Below are 17,117 nucleotides of genomic sequence, written 5' to 3' on the forward strand. Positions count from 1 at the left end.
GCATCTAAGAAAGCACTGCAAAATGACGATCAGAATTGGCAATGCCCCATGCTCCTGGGGGGTGGAATTTGCACAGGATCCCCGCAATCCGGAATGGCGCAGCGTTCTGAAGGACTGCGCCGATGCTGGCTACAAGGGGATCGAATTAGGACCAGTTGGGTATATGCCTGAGGACCCTGCGATCCTGAGGGACGCGCTCGCCGAGCATGATCTGGAACTGATCGGTGGCGTCGTCTTCCGTGCCTTCCACGATCCGGCCCAATGGGAGGATGTGCTGGACGGGGCGCACCGCACCTGCAAGGCGTTGAAAGCCCATGGAGCCGAGCATCTGGTGCTGATCGATTCGATCTCGCCGCGCCGTGCTCCGACTGCTGGCCGCGCTGATGAAGCCGAGCAGATGGATCGCGACGAATGGTTGGCATTCCGTGACCGGCTCGCCACCGTCGCGCGGATTGGCACCGAGGACTACGGTCTCACCGTCGGCATCCACGCCCATGCGGCGGGGTTCATGGATTTCGAGCCGGAGCTGGAGCGGCTGCTGGATGAGGTCGACGACAGGATCCTGAAGATCTGTTTTGACACCGGCCACCATTCCTACGCCGGTTTTGATCCCGTCGCTTTCATGAAACGGCACATGGATCGTATCAGCTATATGCATTTCAAGGATATCGACCCGAAGGTGAAAGCCGATGTGATCGCCAAGCGGACGAACTTCTATGATGCCTGCGGGCAGGGGATTTTCTGCAATCTCGGCGAGGGTGATGTGGATTTTCCGGCGGTGAGGCAACTGCTTTTAGACGCTGGATTTTCCGGCTGGTGTACGGTGGAGCAGGATTGCGATCCAACGCTGGATCCCGACCCGGTGGGGGATGCGCGGGCCAACCGTGAATATCTTGAATCCATTGGTTTCAACTAGGGGGTAACACCATGGCAAAGCTGAAGTGGGGCATGATCGGCGGTGGTGAAGGCAGCCAGATCGGACCGGCCCATCGTCTGGGAGCAGGGCTTGACGGGGCGTTTGAATTCGCCGCAGCGGCATTGGATCACCGCCCCGACGAAGGGCGCGCCTACGGTCAGCGGCTGGGGCTGGCCGCAGACCGCGCCTATGGCGACTGGCAGGAGATGCTGGAGGGGGAACGTCATCGCAACGACCGCGTTGATCTTGTCACCGTTGCCACACCCAATGCCACGCATTTTGCAATCACCAAGAGCTTCCTTGAAGCCGGTTTTCATGTGCTGTGCGAAAAACCGATGACAATGACCGTGGAGGAAGGCGAGGAAATCGTCAAAATCGCCAAGGCGCAGAGCAAGATCTGCGCGGTGAACTATGGCTATTCCGGCTATTCGCTGGTCCGCCACATGAAGGCGATGGTGGCGCGTGGTGATCTTGGAAAGATCCGCCTTGTGAAGGCCGAGTTTGCCCATGGGCATCATGCTGATGCGGCTGATGCGGACAATCCGCGGGTGCGCTGGCGCTATGATCCGGCTCAGGCCGGGGTTTCTGCGCAGTTTGCCGATTGCGGCATCCATGCGCTGCATATGGCCAGTTTTGTGATCGGGCAGGAACTGGAACGCCTTTCTGCGGATACGGTCAGCTGTATTGAGAGCCGGGTTCTGGAAGACGACGCCATGGTCAATATGCGCTTTGATGGCGGCACCGTCGGGCGGCTCTGGACCTCGTCTGTGGCAATCGGACGTCAGCATGGGCTGACCTTGCAGGTGTTTGGTGAAAAGGGCGGTCTGCGCTGGTCGCAGGAGCAGCCGAACCAGCTCTATTGGATGCCGCTGGGCGGCCGCTTGCAGGTAATCGAACGTGGTGAAGCCAACCTCAGCCCCGAAGCGGATCGCACCAGCCGCGTGACAATCGGCCATGCCGAGGGGATGCCTCTGGCTTTTGCCAATATATACAGCGATTTGGCCGAAGCCATCGGCGCGCGGAAAGCCGGGCGATCCATGGACCCGGCGGCGGATCTTTATCCACGGGCCGAAGATGGGCTGCGGTCCATGGCGGCTGTTTTTGCCGTCGCCGAAAGCGGCGCAACAGATGGCGCCTGGGTTGATGCCCGGCCGCCGATGTTTCGCTGACACCGTGGTCTAAGCAATCGCAGGGCACCCGGCAGCGGGTGTCCTTTTCATGCCTAGGATCGCTTCAGGATGTCAGCGGTCGCAATGTGCCGCGATCCACCACATGGCAGGGAAAGATGCGGGCTTCAGGATAGCGATCCGGCTCGTCGAGCATGGCAACAACCAGCTCGATTGATGAATTGACGATCTGTTCGATCGGCTGGTGGATGGTGGTCAGGTCTATGTTCTCCCAACGGGCCATTTCCATATCGTTGAGACCGATGACTCCGATGTCACCTGGCACCTTTAGCCCCTGTTCGCGGATCGCGCTGAGCGCCCCGATTGACAACACGTCATCCCCACAGAAATAGGCTTCGGCCGGGTCGTCCTGCAACAGGCGCAGCATTTCCCGGCGACCGGCCTCAAAGGAGTAATCATCCGCAAAACTGTAGGAGGAGACGATATTCGGATGAGCTTCCATTTCCAGCGTGAATCCCTTCCAGCGATCCTGAGTCGAGGTCGCGCTCTGGGGGCCGCCCATGAAGGCCAGTTTGCCATAGCCGCGATCAATCAGCGTTCGCGCCGCCATTCGTCCGCATTCGACGTTGTCGATCCCAACCACATGCACCTGCGGCGTGGAGGAGGAGCGGCCGAAACTGTGAACTACAGGCACGCCTGCATCTCGAAAGGCCTTGGCAAACCCCGGCGGCAGGGTCGAGGAGGCGACAACAACGCCGTCAACGGAATATTGCCGCAACATACGAACCGAGTTCTCGGGGTCGGTTTCGTCAGAGAGGTTGACCAGCAGCGGGCGCAACCCCTTGTCCTGAAGCCGTCGCGTAAACCGGTCGAAGACTTCGAGAAAAATCGGGTTGTGAAAGTTGTTGGACACCAGGCCAATCAATTTGGTCCGCCCGGTTGTCAGGGAGGAGGCCAGCGCGTTCGGACTATAGCCGAGCTCCTGGGCGGCTTTCTCAACCTTGCGGCGCATCTTCTCCGATACCGATGCGCCATCGGTGAATGTGCGCGACACCGCCGAACGCGAGACCTGCGCCCGTTCAGCCACATCTTTTAACGTAACAGCCATTCTTGGTCTTTCCCTTTGTCAGGGCCCGGCCGGGCCCATCCGCCTGTGCAACCGGCTGCGCACCGGATCAGACTATCTATCGCGGATCGAATTCAAGTTCAGCAGAAAAAATGCTGCCACAATTTGCAACCGGTTGCAAAAAAAATCGATTCGTGGTTATGCTGATCCCCGACGCGGATGGGACCGCCCGGACGCGATCGTGACGGTAAAACTTTGGGAGGAAAGAATGACGTCAATTTTCAAGACATTCCTGCTGGCGACAACGGTTGCAGCGGCGCCGATGATGCTGGCAACCACCGCCTCGGCAGAAGGCGAAAAATACATCCTTGTCAGCCACGCGCCCGATAGCGACAGCTGGTGGAACACCATCAAGAACGGCATCGCCCTCGCGGGTGAGCAGATGAATGTAGAGGTGGAATATCGCAACCCGCCGACCGGTGACCTTGCCGATATGGCGCGGATCATCGAACAGGCGGCGGCTTCCGGGCCCAATGGCATCATCACCACCCTGTCCGATTACGACGTCCTGTCCGGTCCTATCAGAGCAGCTGTCGACAGTGGTGTGGATGTGATCATCATGAACTCCGGCACCCCGGAACAGGCCCGCGAGGTGGGGGCTCTGATGTATGTTGGTCAGCCAGAATATGACGCCGGTCACGCGGCCGGCCTGCGCGCCAAATCCGACGGTGTTGGCAGCTTCCTCTGTGTGAACCATTATATCAGCTCGCCCTCTTCGACAGAGCGCTGCCAGGGGTTTGCAGATGGTCTTGGGATCGAACTGGGCGACCAGATGATCGACAGCGGTCAGGATCCGGCTGAGATCAAGAACCGGGTTCTTGCCTATCTGAATACCAACCCGGAAACTGACGCGATCCTGACATTGGGGCCGACATCGGCTGATCCGACAATGCTGGCACTGGAAGAAAACGGTATGGCCGGCGACATCTATTTCGGCACCTTTGATCTGGGCGAGGAAATCGTCAAAGGTCTGAAATCCGGTGTTATCAACTGGGGTATTGATCAGCAGCCCTTCCTGCAGGCCTATCTGCCCGTGGTGGTTCTGACCAATTACCACCGCTACGGCGTTCTGCCGGGCAACAACATCAACTCTGGCCCTGGTTTTGTCACCAAGGACGGCCTGGAAAAGGTCGAGGAGTTCGCGGGCGAGTACCGCTGACAATCTCCCCCAGGTGCGGGCGGCCGAAGCAATTTGGCCGCCCTTTTTTAGAGAGAGTACAATGTCTGACGCACATACCCAATTTGCGGAGGACGAACGGATCAAGAGCCGTTCGAAGTTCCGCGAAGCCATGATCCGACCAGAGCTCGGCGGCATTATCGGCACCATCGCCGTCTTCACGATGTTTATTATTTTTGCCGGTGACAGCGGCATGTTCAACAGTCAGGGCGTGCTGAACTGGAGCCAGATCTCTGCCCAGTTCATGATCATTGCGGTTGGTGCCTGCCTGCTGATGATCGCAGGCGAGTTTGACCTGTCTGTCGGCTCCATGATCGGTTTTACCGGCATGTTGATCGCAATCTTCAGCGTGACGCTGGGCTGGCCGGTCTGGCTTGCGATCCTGGTGACTTTTGTGCTGGCGATGGCGATCGGGGCATTGAACGGCTTTATCGTAGTGCGGACGGGGTTGCCCAGTTTCATCGTCACGCTGGCGTTTCTGTTCATTCTGCGTGGGTTTGCGATCTACCTGCCGCAAACCATTGAACGCAAAACCATTATCGGTGGCGTGGCAGACGCAGCTGAGGGTGATTGGCTGGCCGCTCTGTTTGGTGGCAAGATCCTGACGGGATTGTTCCAGTGGCTGGGTGACAATGGTTGGATTGCCGTTTTTGAACGCGGCACCAGAAAGGGACAGCCGGTGGTCGACGGGCTGCCGATGTTGATCGTCTGGGCCATTCTGCTGGTTATCGTCGGACATATCATCCTGACCAAGACACGGTTCGGGAACTGGATTTTCGCGGCCGGCGGCGATGCCGAGGCCGCGCGCAATTCCGGCGTGCCAGTGAACCGCGTGAAGATCCTGATGTTCATGTTCACCGCCTTCTGCGCGACGGTCTTTGCGACCTGTCAGGTTATGGAATTTGGTGGCGCGGGATCGGACCGGGGCCTGCTGAAAGAGTTCGAAGCGATTATTGCGGTGGTGATTGGCGGTGCCCTTCTGACTGGCGGTTACGGGTCTGTGCTTGGCGCCGCCCTGGGTGCGCTGATCTTTGGCGTCGTGCAGCAGGGGCTGTTCTTTGCTGGCGTCGAAAGTTCGCTGTTCCGCGTTTTCCTGGGGCTGATCCTGTTGTTTGCCGTGATCCTCAACACCTACATTCGTCGCGTCATCACGGGGGAGCGCTGATATGTCCATGTCTCAACCCTTGATCCGGATGCAGGGCATCGAGAAGCATTTTGGCAGCGTCATTGCGCTTGCCGGGGTTTCGGTCGATGTCTTTCCGGGCGAATGTCACTGCCTGCTTGGCGACAATGGCGCCGGGAAATCGACCTTTATCAAGACCATGTCCGGTGTGCATAAACCGACCAGAGGCGAGATCCTGTTTGAGGGTCAGCCACTTCATTTCGCGGATCCTCGCGACGCGATTGCCGCTGGAATCGCCACAGTACACCAGCATCTGGCGATGATCCCGCTGATGTCGGTCAGTCGCAACTTCTTCATGGGCAATGAGCCGATCCGCAAGATCGGCCCGCTGAAACTGTTTGACCATGAATATGCCAACCGGGTCACCATGGAAGAAATGCGCAAGATGGGCATCAACCTGCGCGGCCCGGATCAGGCGGTTGGAACCCTGTCGGGAGGGGAGCGTCAAACGGTTGCCATCGCCCGTGCGGTGCATTTCGGGGCCAAAGTGCTGATCCTGGATGAACCGACCTCGGCACTTGGGGTGCGCCAGACAGCGAATGTTCTGGCCACCATCGACAAAGTCCGCAAGCAAGGTGTTGCGGTTGTCTTCATCACACATAACGTCCGCCACGCCATGGCCGTTGGTGATCGGTTTACCGTTCTCAATCGCGGGCAGACTCTCGGTACTGCAAAACGCGGCGAAATCACGCCAGAGGAATTGCAGGATATGATGGCCGGCGGGCAAGAGCTGGCGACACTGGAGGGGAGCCTCGGCGGTACGGTCTGAACCGATGTCGGCTCAGAAGATAACCACCCGCCGGGGCTTCTGCCCGGGCGGGTGGTTGTACGGTCAGTCGCCTCTTGCTCTGCGCAGAACGCCCGCAGGAGGCAGAGTGCCGACCTCGGTCTCTACCGCTTCAGCCAGATGATTGAACCAGAACTCTTCGGTCGCGGTCTGGCGCCGACGCACGCCCAGCGGCATCTTGCAGATGCGCAGCTTCGCACGTTTGCAAAGCATTGCGACAAGGTGATCGAGACCCGCCGCGTCCAGCCAGCCCGCGCAGTAGACTTTGTTTCCTGCGGCAACAGCCACGGGCTGACCGTTGGCCGTCTCGATCAGAGTCTCTCCCTGACCATCCAGTGTTTCCAGATAACCGGTGACGGCCCCGTCGACCTGCGCCAGCGGCAGTGGCATATCCGGCCGCAGGCTCTCGACTGCGGCAACGACAATATCTAGCCCGTCCAATGCTGGGGGCAGGGGGCTGGTCGGGATGTTGAAGTCCGCATCCCGCGCGCCTGTTCGCGGCCCATAGAGCACCTGAGCCGCCGCTGTTGCCAAGGCTGTGCGCAAGTGGTCGGGGAGGTGCATCAGACCGGGTGCAAGGATCAGGGAGTATCCTGCAAAATCGGTCTGTGTCGGGGGAACAATGTCCACAGACAGGCCAGCCCGTCGCAGTGCACGGTAATGCGCCAGCACAAGGTCGAAATAACTCAGACCCTGGCCATGTGGCTGCACCTGCCAGGCCCATTCGGCGTCATAGTCGAAGATCAGCGCCACGGGAGCTTGAGCCGGTGCCACCGCGCCCGCTGCGGCCAGTTCATCGGCAACCAGACGCGCCTCGGCGATGGCAGGGGCATCTTGGCTATCGGGACGCAGCAGACCGGCGTGAAGTTGTTCCTGCGCAAACGGCGCCTGGCGCCAGCGGAAATAGCAGACCGCCTCCGCACCATGGGCAAAGGCCTCCCAGGTCCAGAACCTGACCATGCCGGGCAGCGGTGCGGGATTGTAGGGTGCCCAGTTCACCGGTCCGGGTTGCTGTTCCATCACCCACCAGCGTCCGCGCCCGACGGCGCGATAGAGATCATGATGGAAGGCCTGAAAATCAGGGTCGCCCTGACGCGCGTAGCGGCGCTGGTCCTCGGGGTTGGCGCCCACTCGATCTTCGAGAAAGCCCAAAGGGTAGCTGTCCCAACTGGCAATGTCGAGATCCTCGCCAACCTTGTAGTGATCGAAATCGGTCACCCGCCCCATGTAGTTATGGGCAATCGGCGCATCGGAATGGGCACGCAGAATATCGACCTGATCGCGGTTGAAGCTCACCACCTGATCCGAAGAAAACCGCCGGAAGGCCTGCACATGCGCCGGGTTCGGTTCGGTCACGGTCAGGTTGGGCAGGCCGATCTGATCAAAGCGATCATAGTTCATCGACCAGAAAACATTGCCCCAGGCACTGTTCAACGCATGAATATCGCCGTCATAACGCGCCTCTAGCCAGCGGACAAAGGCGATCTGTGCCGCCGGGGAATAGCTGATTGTTGTGTCGTGGCAACCGTATTCATTGTCGGTCTGCCAGGCGGCGATACGGTCACCTGGGCCATAACGTTCCGCCATCAGGGAGACGATCCGCCGGGCTTCGGCGCGGTAGCCCTCGTGACTGAAACAATAGTGGCGGCGCGAGCCAAAACCGCGCGGTTTGCCGTCGACGTCCAGCGCAAACATATCGGGGTGGCGGTCCACCATCCAGCGGGGTGGCGTAGCGGTGGGGGTGCCCAGCACCACCTTCAGTCCGGCCGACACCAGCACATCAATGGCGCGATCAAGCCAGCACAACTGCAGATCGCCGGGGCTGGGTTCAATGCGCGACCATGAAAACTCGCCAATGCGAACCCAGGTGAGCCCGGCCGCAACCATGCGCGCGGCGTCCTCCTGCCAGATGTCTTCGGGCCAATGTTCGGGATAGTAGCAGGTGCCAAGTGTGCGCTGCATGGAGATCCTCAGAGAATGACGCGGTGTTCGCGCTGGCCTTCGGCCGTTGTTTGAATGCGATAGGTCCTACCTGCAGCCGCATCATTCAGCCCGTCTGCGGCGGTGGTAACGAACAGCTCTGACAGGGTGTCCCCGCCAAGCGAAGGGCAGGAGGCCTGGGAGGTTGGGATCGGATAGATCTCGGACAGCGCGCCGGTCGAGGTATAGACAGCGACACGGCCGACCCCCCATTGGGCATTCCAAAAGCGGCCTTCGGCGTCAACAATCGCGCCGTCAGGGCCAAAATTCTGGTTGCTGAGGTCGAGGAAGACCGATGCCGCGCCAACCGGCCAGCCGTCTCTGTTCGCCAGAGGCTGGCGCATGATCTTGCCGGTCGTTGTATCGGTGAAATACGCGCAGGATTTGTCAGGGGCAAAACAGATGGCATTGGTGATGGTTTGCTGTGCGACCAGCTGGCGCAATTCGCCCCGATAGTAGCGGTAGATGGCGCCAAGGCCGGGTTCCGCTTTGTAGCCCATCGTGCCAATCCAGAACCCGCCCCAGGGATCTGCGCGCCCATCGTTGGAGCGGGTTAGCGGCTGATCGGCCTCCAGATCAATCAGATGCGTGCGGGTGCCGGTTTCGATGTCAAACCGCCATAGCGCACGGGCGCTGGCCATGATCAGGGTCTGATCATCGACCCAGCCCGCGGCGGAAACGCAGTCGTCAAACTGCCAGCTAATCTCCGTTTCTCCGGCAACGCTCAGCAGTTGTTTTTCAAGGATATCGAACCAGAACAACTGTTTGCGCGTCGGATGCCACAGCGGACCTTCCCCCAGCATGCAGCGCGTTTCGCTGAAGACCTGAGCTGTCATGGGATGGAGCGCCGGATCACGTGCCATCGAAGGCCTCGTCGTAGGCCGCGACGGTTTCTGCAGCGAGGAGGGCGACATCTTCGACAGAGCGGCCGGGTTTGTAGAGAGAGGACCCCATGCCAAAACCGGTGATACCTGCCCTGTGCCAATCGGCAAAATCCGCAGGCCCGACACCGCCAACTGCGTAGGTTTCAGCATCAGCGGGCAGGACCGCTTTCAGCGCCGAAAAACCGTCCAGTCCCAGTTTGAAGGCAGGGAAGAACTTCAGACCATCAGCACCGGCTCGGAGAGCCGAAAAACACTCTGACGCGGTGAAGACACCTGGATAGGACAACATGCCTGCGGCTTTGGTTGCACGGATCACATCCGGGTTGCAGTCTGGCGAAACCACCATCTGCGCCCCAATGGCCGCGAGTTGAGCCACTGCGCCGGTGTTGAGCACCGTTCCAGCGCCGACTGTGGCGCGCCCCTTTGCCTGATCCAGCATGACGGCGATGCTGTCATAAGGCTGGGGAGAGTTCAGCGGCACTTCGATCTTGGTGATACCTGCATCAATCAGGGCATCGGTCATGGCGCGCGCCTCTTTGGGACGCAGACCGCGCAGGATGGCGATGATGTTACGGCTCATTGGGTTTGGCCTTTTTGCAGTTGGTCATATGCGGCGCATAGGCCCGCGAGTGTCAGGGATTCGGCGTCAACGCGACGGGGCTTGCACCCCAGCGCGGATAGGGCTGTTTCATAGCAGCGGGCCAGCGCATCTGTGCCAAGTATGGTGACGGATTGGTGAGACCAGTAGCCCCGGGTCGCGGCAAGCTCCGCACCGATCAAAAGCCCTGACAGGCGCGCTCTTCCGGTCTCCGCGTTCTGCCCGGACAACAGCGCATCCGCACGGATACGAAACAGCTGTGCCGAGATCGCAGCCGGCGAGGAGAGCGCCTTGGCCACGGCCTGTTTGAACGCCTTTTCGTCCCAGCCATCCTCAGAGACGCAGTGTCGAAGTACGGATTGGCCTTGCAGCAGTGCGAACATCTCGCCGGTCATGAAGGTCGAGAAGCTGGTGACCTGGCCCCGATCCAGTTTGACCCATTTGCTATGGGTGCCGGGCAGGCAAATGACCTGAGGCCCGGTCTGATTGCTGTCTTGTGCGAGGTACCCCGCAATCTGGGTTTCTTCCCCGCGCATCACATCCGCCGGATCGGTTGTCTTGATCCCGGGCAGCAGGTAAACGGTCAGGCGTTTGTCCTGTATCAGCGGTCGGGACGCCTCGGCTATTCCCGGCGGGGGGCAGGGCGCGGTGGCATAAGGGGCCTCGGCCCAGCCCTGACGCGAACCTGCCATTCCGCAGCAGATGACCGGAACCGCCCGGACATCGCTGTTGCTACCGGGCGCCAGACGATCGCCAAGCAGGCCCAGCAGTGTCGGTTCATAGTCCTGCGGGCCAAGCCGCGACATGCCGCGGTCAGAGGAGATGCGGTCGAGGACCTGATTACGGTTGTCCATCACCCACAGCCGCAGCTGGCTCGTCCCCCAGTCAGCCGCAATCCATGCAGGCGTCGGGCCAGCTGGCATCATGTCAAAGGAACGGTTGGGATCGGCCGTCATCCTGTCACCACAACCCCGCCATCCACCACCAGCGTCTGTCCTGTGATCATGCGGCTTGTTGCCGAGGCCAGAAAAAGCGTGGAGCCGACGATATCCTGAGGGGTGAGATGATCCTTCAGGCATTGGCGATCGAGATGGGCGGCAAGCGCCTCGGGCGTGGCCCATTTATCAAGCTGCTTGTCGGTCAGCACCCACCCGGGCGCCAGCGCATTCACCCGCACATGATCCGGCCCGAACTCGCGGGCAAGGCTGCGGGTCAGGCCATTGATGCCTGCGTTGGCAGTCGTATAGGCGGGGTAGCCGCTGTTGCCCATCATATAGCTGATGGAGGTGAAGTTCACGATTGACCCGCCACCGGCGGCCTGCATCCCTGGCAGCACAGCCTGACAGGCAAAGAAATAGGCCTTGAGATTGATCGCCTGCGCCCAGTCCCAAAACTCTTCGTCCACATCCAGCGTGGCGTGGCGCTGATCGTTGGCGGCGTTGTTCACCAGCGTGGTGATCGGGCCATGTGCCTCTGCCGCCTGCTCAATCGCGGATTTCAGCGCCGGGATATCGGTGATGTCGCATTGGATGAACAAGGGGCGGTTGCCGGTCTCGGCTTCCATCCGTTGAACAAATGCGGAGGCATCGGAGCGTCCGACAAAGGCGACCTTGGCGCCCTGACGCAGAAACCCCTCGCTCAGCGCGGCCCCAATGCCGGAACCGCCGCCGGTGATGAAAACCGATGTGCCCTTCAGGTCCGGAAAGATTGCAGTATTGCTCATCAGTGGCTCTCCCGTGTGACGGGGCGGGTGTCTTTGCCCACGAGAAAATCAAGATCAGCGCCTTTTTCAGCCTGAAGGACGCTGTCGACATAGAGTTTTGCATAGCCGCGCGTGTAATGCGGCGGCTCTGGTCGCCAGGCCTCCCGGCGCGCGGTCAGCTCTTCCTCCGAAACCAGAAGGTCAAGCGTGCCGTTCTTTGCACTGACCCGGATCCGGTCGCCGGTCTGGACCAGGCCAAGGGGGCCACCAGCCTGCGATTCTGGCGAGACATGCAGGATCACGGTGCCAAATGCCGTGCCGGACATTCGACCATCGGAAATGCGGATCATATCGCGTACACCGTCGCGCACCAGTTTGCGCGGGATCGGCATGTTGCCGACCTCCGGCATACCCGGATAGCCCTTGGGACCGACGCCTTTCAGCACCAAGATACTGTCTTTGGTCACCGGTAGATCGTCGCGGTCAATATTGGCTTTCATGTCCTCAATGGTCTCGAAAACATGGGCGACGCCTTCGTGCTCCAGCAGATGATCGGTCGCGGCTGAGGGTTTGACGATGGCCCCGTTGGGCGCAAGATTGCCGCGCAGAACACGCAGGCCCGCTGCCGGTTTGACGGGTTCGTCAAAGCTCTTGATGACGTCGTCGTTGAAACATGCGGCGCCCTCGGCATAGGCCGTGATGTCGCCCCCCAGAACGGTGGTGTTGCTGCGCAGGTGCCCATTATCGGCAAGTTGCTTCAGCACAACAGGCATGCCGCCCGCATAGCAGAAATCTTCCATCAGGTATTTGCCAGAGGGCATGCAGTTCACCAAGAGGGGGATGTCGCTCCCCAGACCAAAATCATCCAGGGTCAGCTCCACCCCGACACGGCCAGCCAGTGCCAGAAGATGGACAACCGCATTGGTCGAGCCGCCAACCGCTGCATTGGCCATGATCGCGTTGATGAACGCATCGCGGGTCAGAATGTCGGAGGGTTTGAGATCTTCCTCCACCATTTCGACAATCCGCTTCCCGGTGAGATGCGCCAGCGCCATGCGGCGGGCGTCCACTGCTGGCAGGGCGGCATTCGTCGGCAGGCTCATCCCCATCGCTTCGACGAGGGACGCCATAGTGGAGGCCGTACCCATGGTCATGCACACGCCCTTGGATCGGCTCATCCCGGATTCAGCCGCCATGAAGTCCTGCAAGGTCATCTCACCCGCGCGCACCGCTTCGGAGAATTTCCAGACGTCTGTGCCGGAACCGATATCCTTACCCTGCCATTTGCCGTTCAGCATTGGGCCCGCGCTGACCACGATGGCAGGCAGATCGACCGAGGCCGCTCCCATCAGCTGGCCCGGTGTGGTCTTGTCACAACCGCCAAGCAGGACAACGCCGTCAATCCCATAGGCCCGGATCGACTCTTCCACATCCATGGCCAGAAGGTTGCGGAACAGCATCGCGGTCGGTTTCATCTGGGTTTCGCCAAGCGACATGACCGGGAACTCAACCGGGAAGCCGCCAGCCTCCCAGACTCCGCGCTTCACCCCTTCGGCGAGATCGCGAAGACCGGAGTTGCAGGGGGTCAGTTCGGACCAGGTATTGCAGATCCCGATGATTGGTCGGCCGTCAAAGGCATGATCGGGAAAGCCCTGATTTTTCATCCAGCTGCGGTGGATAAATCCGTCCTTGTCCAGTTTGCCGTACCAGGCGCGATTTCGTCTGTCTTTGGTCATAGGCGTGTTCCTTCAATCACCCAGATCGACTGTGGGAATGTCCAGGGCAGGGTGATCCCTTGGTGCATCAGATATTGGCCGCTAAGGGGGGCAGTGCCGGTTTTCAAAAGAGGTGAACCGCGTGACAGGCCGGGGGTATCCTCGCGGTTCAGCAGGCTGATTTCATATAGCGTATCCGGCTCCAGCCCGGTCAGGCGAAGCGGGCGGGGCAGGATCTGTGCGCTGGCCTCACAAACCCCGGCAAAGACGACAAACCGACTGCCATCCTCTGCGCGCTGCAGCTCTGCGATTACCGCAGGATCGTCACTGTCGAGCCGCAGAATATCGGCCCGCTGCATCCAGTGGCGGTTGTCTTTCCACCAGGAAGTTACCTTGCGCAGGATGTCTGCCTCTTCCTCGGTCAGCTCGCGCGGGTCCATTTCAAACCCCATGTGGCGCTGCGCCGCGACCCAGGCGCGCAGGCGGATGTCTGTCACCCGGCCAGAGGTGTGGCATTTTCGGGGACCTACGTGGCTGCCGGTGACCACCATCGGCAGGAAAAGCGCCGCTTCATGCTGGATCCGCAGCCGTTCCAGCGGATCGTTGCTGTCCGAAAGCCAGACGCGATGGGTGCGCGATAGGATCCCAAAGTCTATACGCCCGCCACCCGAGGAGCAGCTCTCGAATTCCACCTTGGGGAAGTCTGCCCGCAGGCGGTCAAAGAGCGCATAGGCTGCCTCGGCCTGGGCGCTGTCCGGCTCGGGCAGGACACGGTTGTGGTCCCATTTCACATAGTCGATCGGGTGATCTGCCAGAACCGCTGCAAAGCGGTCGTAGAGATAGGCCTGTACCTCCGGCAGGGCGATATTCAGTACCATTTGCTGGCGACCAAGCACCTGATCCAAGTCGCCCAGAACCCAGTCGGGATGGGCGCGGAACAGATCGCTTTCAGGATTGATCATTTCCGGTTCAAACCAGATGCCAAATGCCATGCCTTCGGCGTGGACATGGTCGATCAGTGGCATCAGCCCATCGGGGTATTTGCGCCTGTCGATCGTCCAGTCGCCGAGGGATGTGGTATCGTCATCACGTTTGCCGAACCATCCATCGTCCAGCACGAAACGTTCCGCGCCAAGGTCGGCCGCACGGGTTGCGATCTCGCAGAGCATGGCGTGATCGTGCTCGAAATAGACCGCTTCCCAGCAGTTGTAATGCACCGGACGCGCGCGCACAGGCTCAGGTGGTCGCAGGATCTCATCGCGCAGGTGGCGTTGGAAGGTGACAGCGCAGCCATTGATCCCCCGATCCGAGAACACCGCATAGAGTGGCGCGGTCTCAAAACGCGTGCCGGATGTGCGGCGGCTGCCGGTGGCGTGTCCCCACTGGATTTGGCGACGCCCGTCGGGGAGTTCCTCTGCCAGCATTCTATGGCCCCCCGACCAGCCGTAGTGGAAGGCATAGGCGGATCCTTGGCTGTTCGTGGCACCACTGCAGGGCACAATCAGACCGGGGAAATGCTCATGCCCGGTGCGCCCTGTGGGGTTGTCCCTTAGCCGCGCGCCTGCGCTCCAGGCGGTGCGGCTGGTCTGAAATTCACCGATCCAGCGGCCATGGAAGTCGATCATCTCATGACTGTTCTGAGGTGCCGGAAAGACCGGAGCGGAGAGCCAGTTCACGCTGACGGGCTGCTCCGAGGTGAGAGCGGCCTGCGCAGTGATCATGCTGGTTGCGGGCGTCAGCTCAAACTGTGCCTGATAGTGCAGGCCATTATTGGCATCGCGATAGTAGAGTGTGAGGGTCCGAGTGCCTTCCTCCGCCCGCTCGAAGGTGAAGCGTGGCAGCAGTGCCTTGCCCGCGCCATCCGTCAGCGACAGACCGGGCTGGCCGGGGAAGGTGCGGCGTGCCTCGGGGCAGATCGACAGCGGTGGCACCTGATCCAGCATCCCCCCCGTCACATCCATGCGCGAGGCGGCGGCGAGCATGTCCAGATCGGTTCCATCGGGCAGCCGCGGTCCCCAGTAGATGACCTCTGCCAGATCGGTGCCACGGGCGGCGAGGATCAAGCTTTGGCACTGATCCTGAAGCGCCCAGCAGCGGATGTCTCTCACCGTGCTCACTTCACGGCTCCCAGCGTCAGACCGGCGATAAAGTGGCGCTGCATCAGGAAGAACATCGCAACCGGCGGCAGGGCCGCCACGATGCTGCCCGCGCTCATCAGATGGTACGCTGCCCGGTATTGCGCGTTGAAGGAGGTGATGCCTGCGGTCACCGGCTGGCTCTCGGCGCCCTGGGTCAGAACAACTGCCCAAAAATAATCATTCCAGATGAAGGTAAAGATCAGCACGCTGAGCGCCGCAATTGCGGGTTTCATCAGCGGCAATACCACGAACCAGAAGATCCGCCATTCCGCGACCCCTTCGACGCGGGCGGCTTCGATCAGCTCAAAAGGCAGGGCGCGGATGAAGTTGCGCATAAAGAGCGTGCAAAACCCGGTCTGAAAGGCGATATGAAACAGCACAAGGCCAGTTTTGGTGTTGTAGAGCCCCATGTCCAGCGTCAGATCGCGTACCGGAACCATCAGGATCTGAAACGGCACGAAGTTGCCTGCCACAAACATGAAAAACAGCAGCAGGTTGCCACGGAATTTATACACGCCAAGTGCAAAGCCTGTCATGCAGGAGAGTGCTACGGCACCGATCACCGTCGGCACCGTGATCAGGACGGAGTTCAGTAGGTAGCGTGGCATGTCGGAGCCAAAGAAAACCTTGCCGTAATTGCTGGCGCCTTCAAACGAGCTCGGCATTCCCCAGTAGTTGCCGGTGGTAAAGTCCACATCCGGTTTGATCGAGAAGATGGCCACCGCGATCAGCGGCAACAGCCAAAGGACGAGCGCAGTCGGAACCAGGGCCTGATAGGTGGCCTGCCATCCGCGAGAACTGTTCTGAATGGGTTTCGGAAACATCAGCGGCCCCCTTTGTCGTCTTGGTACATGGACCACAGGAAGTAGGCGATGAAGCACAGCATGATAAGGAACAGCACCACTGCAATTGCTGCGCCATAACCCATGCGGAAGCCATATTCCGACAGGGCCTTTTCAAACATGTAGAACGACAGCACCCGGCTGGAGCCGAACGGGCCGCCGTTGGTCATGATGGAGATCAGATCAAAGCTGCGCAGTGCGCCGATGATTGTCACGACAAAGGCGACAAAGGTCGCCGGCCGCAGTTGCGGGATGATCACATACCACAGCATCTTGGCGCCTTTGGCACCGTCCAGCCGCGCCGCCTCGACCTGTTCGGGATCAACCGCATTGAGGCCCGTGAGGTAGAGGATCATGCAATAGGCCGTCTGCGGCCACAGGCCTGCCGCGATGATGCCATAGGTCACCAGCGTCGGATCCCCCAGCACATTCAACGGCCCAAGGCCAACCCAGCCCAACACTTGATTGAGCAGGCCAAAGGTCGGGTCATAGAACCAGCTGAACACCAGGCCGACAACAACTTGACTGATCACAAATGGAAAGAAGAACAGAGACTTGTATAGGCGAATGCCGGTTACTGTCTGATTGAGGAACAGCGCGATGAACAGGCCTGCCGGGATTGCCAGCAAATACAGCAGAAGCCATTTCAGGTTATTCCAGAGCGAGACCTCAAACGCGCGATCATCCATCAGCTCCCGGTAGTTTTCCATGCCGACGAACTGTGGATCACCGAGCCCGTCCCAGCGGTAGAACGACAGGTTGAAGCTCTGTACGATCGGGAAAATCACGTAGAAGAGAAAGAAAATCACGCCGGGCGCCAGAAAGAGCCAGGGCGCGAGGGTCTGACGATTGCGCCTTAGCCAGCTGTCACGGCTGCCTGATGCGCTGGCAGACGATCTGGTTTCTGGAGCAAGGTTCATCTCAGCCACGGGAATTCTCCCT

Annotated in this window: 15 protein-coding genes; 5 read left to right on the forward strand and 10 right to left on the reverse strand. The window is 60.1% G+C overall.

Translation table 11 applies throughout. The features are described 5' to 3' along the window. Positions 1–22 precede the first annotated feature (22 nt). On the forward strand, positions 23–916 hold the full coding sequence (locus VWY75_RS04615; RefSeq protein ID WP_416538439.1) for a sugar phosphate isomerase/epimerase family protein: 894 nt from the start codon (positions 23–25) through the stop codon (positions 914–916). 11 nt (positions 917–927) lie between these two features. Continuing rightward, positions 928–2,085 carry a Gfo/Idh/MocA family protein gene (locus VWY75_RS04620; RefSeq protein WP_416538440.1) on the forward strand — a complete coding sequence of 386 codons (1,158 nt, stop codon included), beginning with the start codon at positions 928–930 and terminating at the stop codon, positions 2,083–2,085. Between the two features lie 64 nt (positions 2,086–2,149). Here VWY75_RS04620 and VWY75_RS04625 read toward each other — a convergent pair whose 3' ends face one another. Continuing rightward, positions 2,150–3,151, reverse strand: a complete 1,002-nt coding sequence (locus VWY75_RS04625; protein ID WP_416538441.1) for a LacI family DNA-binding transcriptional regulator — start codon at positions 3,149–3,151, stop codon at positions 2,150–2,152. 226 nt (positions 3,152–3,377) lie between these two features. Between VWY75_RS04625 and VWY75_RS04630 the strand changes: the two genes are divergently transcribed. The 3 genes from VWY75_RS04630 to VWY75_RS04640 all read left to right on the forward strand — a co-directional run bounded on the left by VWY75_RS04630 (position 3,378) and on the right by VWY75_RS04640 (position 6,298). After that, a complete protein-coding gene (locus tag VWY75_RS04630) occupies positions 3,378–4,328 on the forward strand; it encodes a sugar ABC transporter substrate-binding protein (RefSeq protein ID WP_416535867.1) in 951 nt (316 codons plus the stop codon). 61 nt (positions 4,329–4,389) lie between these two features. Continuing rightward, a complete protein-coding gene (locus tag VWY75_RS04635; RefSeq protein WP_340544756.1) occupies positions 4,390–5,511 on the forward strand; it encodes an ABC transporter permease in 1,122 nt (373 codons plus the stop codon). 1 nt (position 5,512) lies between these two features. Next, entirely contained in the window at positions 5,513–6,298 is a 786-nt protein-coding gene (locus VWY75_RS04640; protein WP_340544757.1) for an ATP-binding cassette domain-containing protein, read from the forward strand. A 63-nt stretch (positions 6,299–6,361) separates the two neighbouring features. On the opposite strand, the gene VWY75_RS04645 is transcribed toward VWY75_RS04640, so the two are convergent. From VWY75_RS04645 to VWY75_RS04685, 9 genes are read right to left on the reverse strand one after another with little or no spacing between them, the layout of a single operon-like run. Further along, on the reverse strand, positions 6,362–8,278 hold the full coding sequence (locus tag VWY75_RS04645; RefSeq protein ID WP_416538442.1) for a beta-galactosidase: 1,917 nt from the start codon (positions 8,276–8,278) through the stop codon (positions 6,362–6,364). Between the two features lie 8 nt (positions 8,279–8,286). Then, a complete protein-coding gene (locus VWY75_RS04650; RefSeq protein WP_416538443.1) occupies positions 8,287–9,159 on the reverse strand; it encodes an SMP-30/gluconolactonase/LRE family protein in 873 nt (290 codons plus the stop codon). After that, complete coding sequence (locus VWY75_RS04655) at positions 9,149–9,760, reverse strand: 2-dehydro-3-deoxy-6-phosphogalactonate aldolase (RefSeq protein WP_416538444.1); 612 nt, start codon at positions 9,758–9,760, stop codon at positions 9,149–9,151. Before VWY75_RS04655 ends, VWY75_RS04650 begins: the two co-directional genes overlap by 11 nt. Continuing rightward, the gene (locus tag VWY75_RS04660) at positions 9,757–10,734 is read right to left on the reverse strand and encodes a 2-dehydro-3-deoxygalactonokinase (RefSeq protein ID WP_416538445.1); all 978 of its coding nucleotides are present in this window, start codon (positions 10,732–10,734) and stop codon (positions 9,757–9,759) included. The genes VWY75_RS04655 and VWY75_RS04660 overlap by 4 nt, the downstream gene beginning before the upstream one ends. Then, complete coding sequence (locus tag VWY75_RS04665) at positions 10,731–11,501, reverse strand: SDR family NAD(P)-dependent oxidoreductase (RefSeq protein WP_416538446.1); 771 nt, start codon at positions 11,499–11,501, stop codon at positions 10,731–10,733. The genes VWY75_RS04660 and VWY75_RS04665 overlap by 4 nt, the downstream gene beginning before the upstream one ends. Then, entirely contained in the window at positions 11,501–13,216 is a 1,716-nt protein-coding gene (locus tag VWY75_RS04670; RefSeq protein ID WP_416538447.1) for an IlvD/Edd family dehydratase, read from the reverse strand. Before VWY75_RS04670 ends, VWY75_RS04665 begins: the two co-directional genes overlap by 1 nt. Next, the gene (locus VWY75_RS04675) at positions 13,213–15,312 is read right to left on the reverse strand and encodes an alpha-galactosidase (protein WP_416538448.1); all 2,100 of its coding nucleotides are present in this window, start codon (positions 15,310–15,312) and stop codon (positions 13,213–13,215) included. The genes VWY75_RS04670 and VWY75_RS04675 overlap by 4 nt, the downstream gene beginning before the upstream one ends. Then, the gene (locus tag VWY75_RS04680; RefSeq protein ID WP_340544765.1) at positions 15,309–16,157 is read right to left on the reverse strand and encodes a carbohydrate ABC transporter permease; all 849 of its coding nucleotides are present in this window, start codon (positions 16,155–16,157) and stop codon (positions 15,309–15,311) included. Before VWY75_RS04680 ends, VWY75_RS04675 begins: the two co-directional genes overlap by 4 nt. After that, positions 16,157–17,095: a carbohydrate ABC transporter permease gene (locus tag VWY75_RS04685; RefSeq protein WP_340546288.1), complete on the reverse strand. Its 939-nt coding sequence runs from the start codon at positions 17,093–17,095 to the stop codon at positions 16,157–16,159. Before VWY75_RS04685 ends, VWY75_RS04680 begins: the two co-directional genes overlap by 1 nt. Positions 17,096–17,117 lie beyond the last annotated feature (22 nt).

Source organism: Phaeobacter sp. JH20_08, assembly GCF_048056635.1.
Taxonomy (GTDB): Bacteria; Pseudomonadota; Alphaproteobacteria; order Rhodobacterales; family Rhodobacteraceae; genus Phaeobacter; species Phaeobacter bryozoorum.

Coding starts and splice junctions, on each gene's coding strand:
- VWY75_RS04615 (WP_416538439.1), top strand. CDS start 23: ATGACGATCAGAATTGGCAATGCCCCATGCTCCTGGGGGGTGGAATTT.
- VWY75_RS04620 (WP_416538440.1), top strand. CDS start 928: ATGGCAAAGCTGAAGTGGGGCATGATCGGCGGTGGTGAAGGCAGCCAG.
- VWY75_RS04625 (WP_416538441.1), bottom strand. CDS start 3,151: ATGGCTGTTACGTTAAAAGATGTGGCTGAACGGGCGCAGGTCTCGCGT.
- VWY75_RS04630 (WP_416535867.1), top strand. CDS start 3,378: ATGACGTCAATTTTCAAGACATTCCTGCTGGCGACAACGGTTGCAGCG.
- VWY75_RS04635 (WP_340544756.1), top strand. CDS start 4,390: ATGTCTGACGCACATACCCAATTTGCGGAGGACGAACGGATCAAGAGC.
- VWY75_RS04640 (WP_340544757.1), top strand. CDS start 5,513: ATGTCCATGTCTCAACCCTTGATCCGGATGCAGGGCATCGAGAAGCAT.
- VWY75_RS04645 (WP_416538442.1), bottom strand. CDS start 8,278: ATGCAGCGCACACTTGGCACCTGCTACTATCCCGAACATTGGCCCGAA.
- VWY75_RS04650 (WP_416538443.1), bottom strand. CDS start 9,159: ATGGCACGTGATCCGGCGCTCCATCCCATGACAGCTCAGGTCTTCAGC.
- VWY75_RS04655 (WP_416538444.1), bottom strand. CDS start 9,760: ATGAGCCGTAACATCATCGCCATCCTGCGCGGTCTGCGTCCCAAAGAG.
- VWY75_RS04660 (WP_416538445.1), bottom strand. CDS start 10,734: ATGACGGCCGATCCCAACCGTTCCTTTGACATGATGCCAGCTGGCCCG.
- VWY75_RS04665 (WP_416538446.1), bottom strand. CDS start 11,501: ATGAGCAATACTGCAATCTTTCCGGACCTGAAGGGCACATCGGTTTTC.
- VWY75_RS04670 (WP_416538447.1), bottom strand. CDS start 13,216: ATGACCAAAGACAGACGAAATCGCGCCTGGTACGGCAAACTGGACAAG.
- VWY75_RS04680 (WP_340544765.1), bottom strand. CDS start 16,157: ATGTTTCCGAAACCCATTCAGAACAGTTCTCGCGGATGGCAGGCCACC.
- VWY75_RS04685 (WP_340546288.1), bottom strand. CDS start 17,095: ATGAACCTTGCTCCAGAAACCAGATCGTCTGCCAGCGCATCAGGCAGC.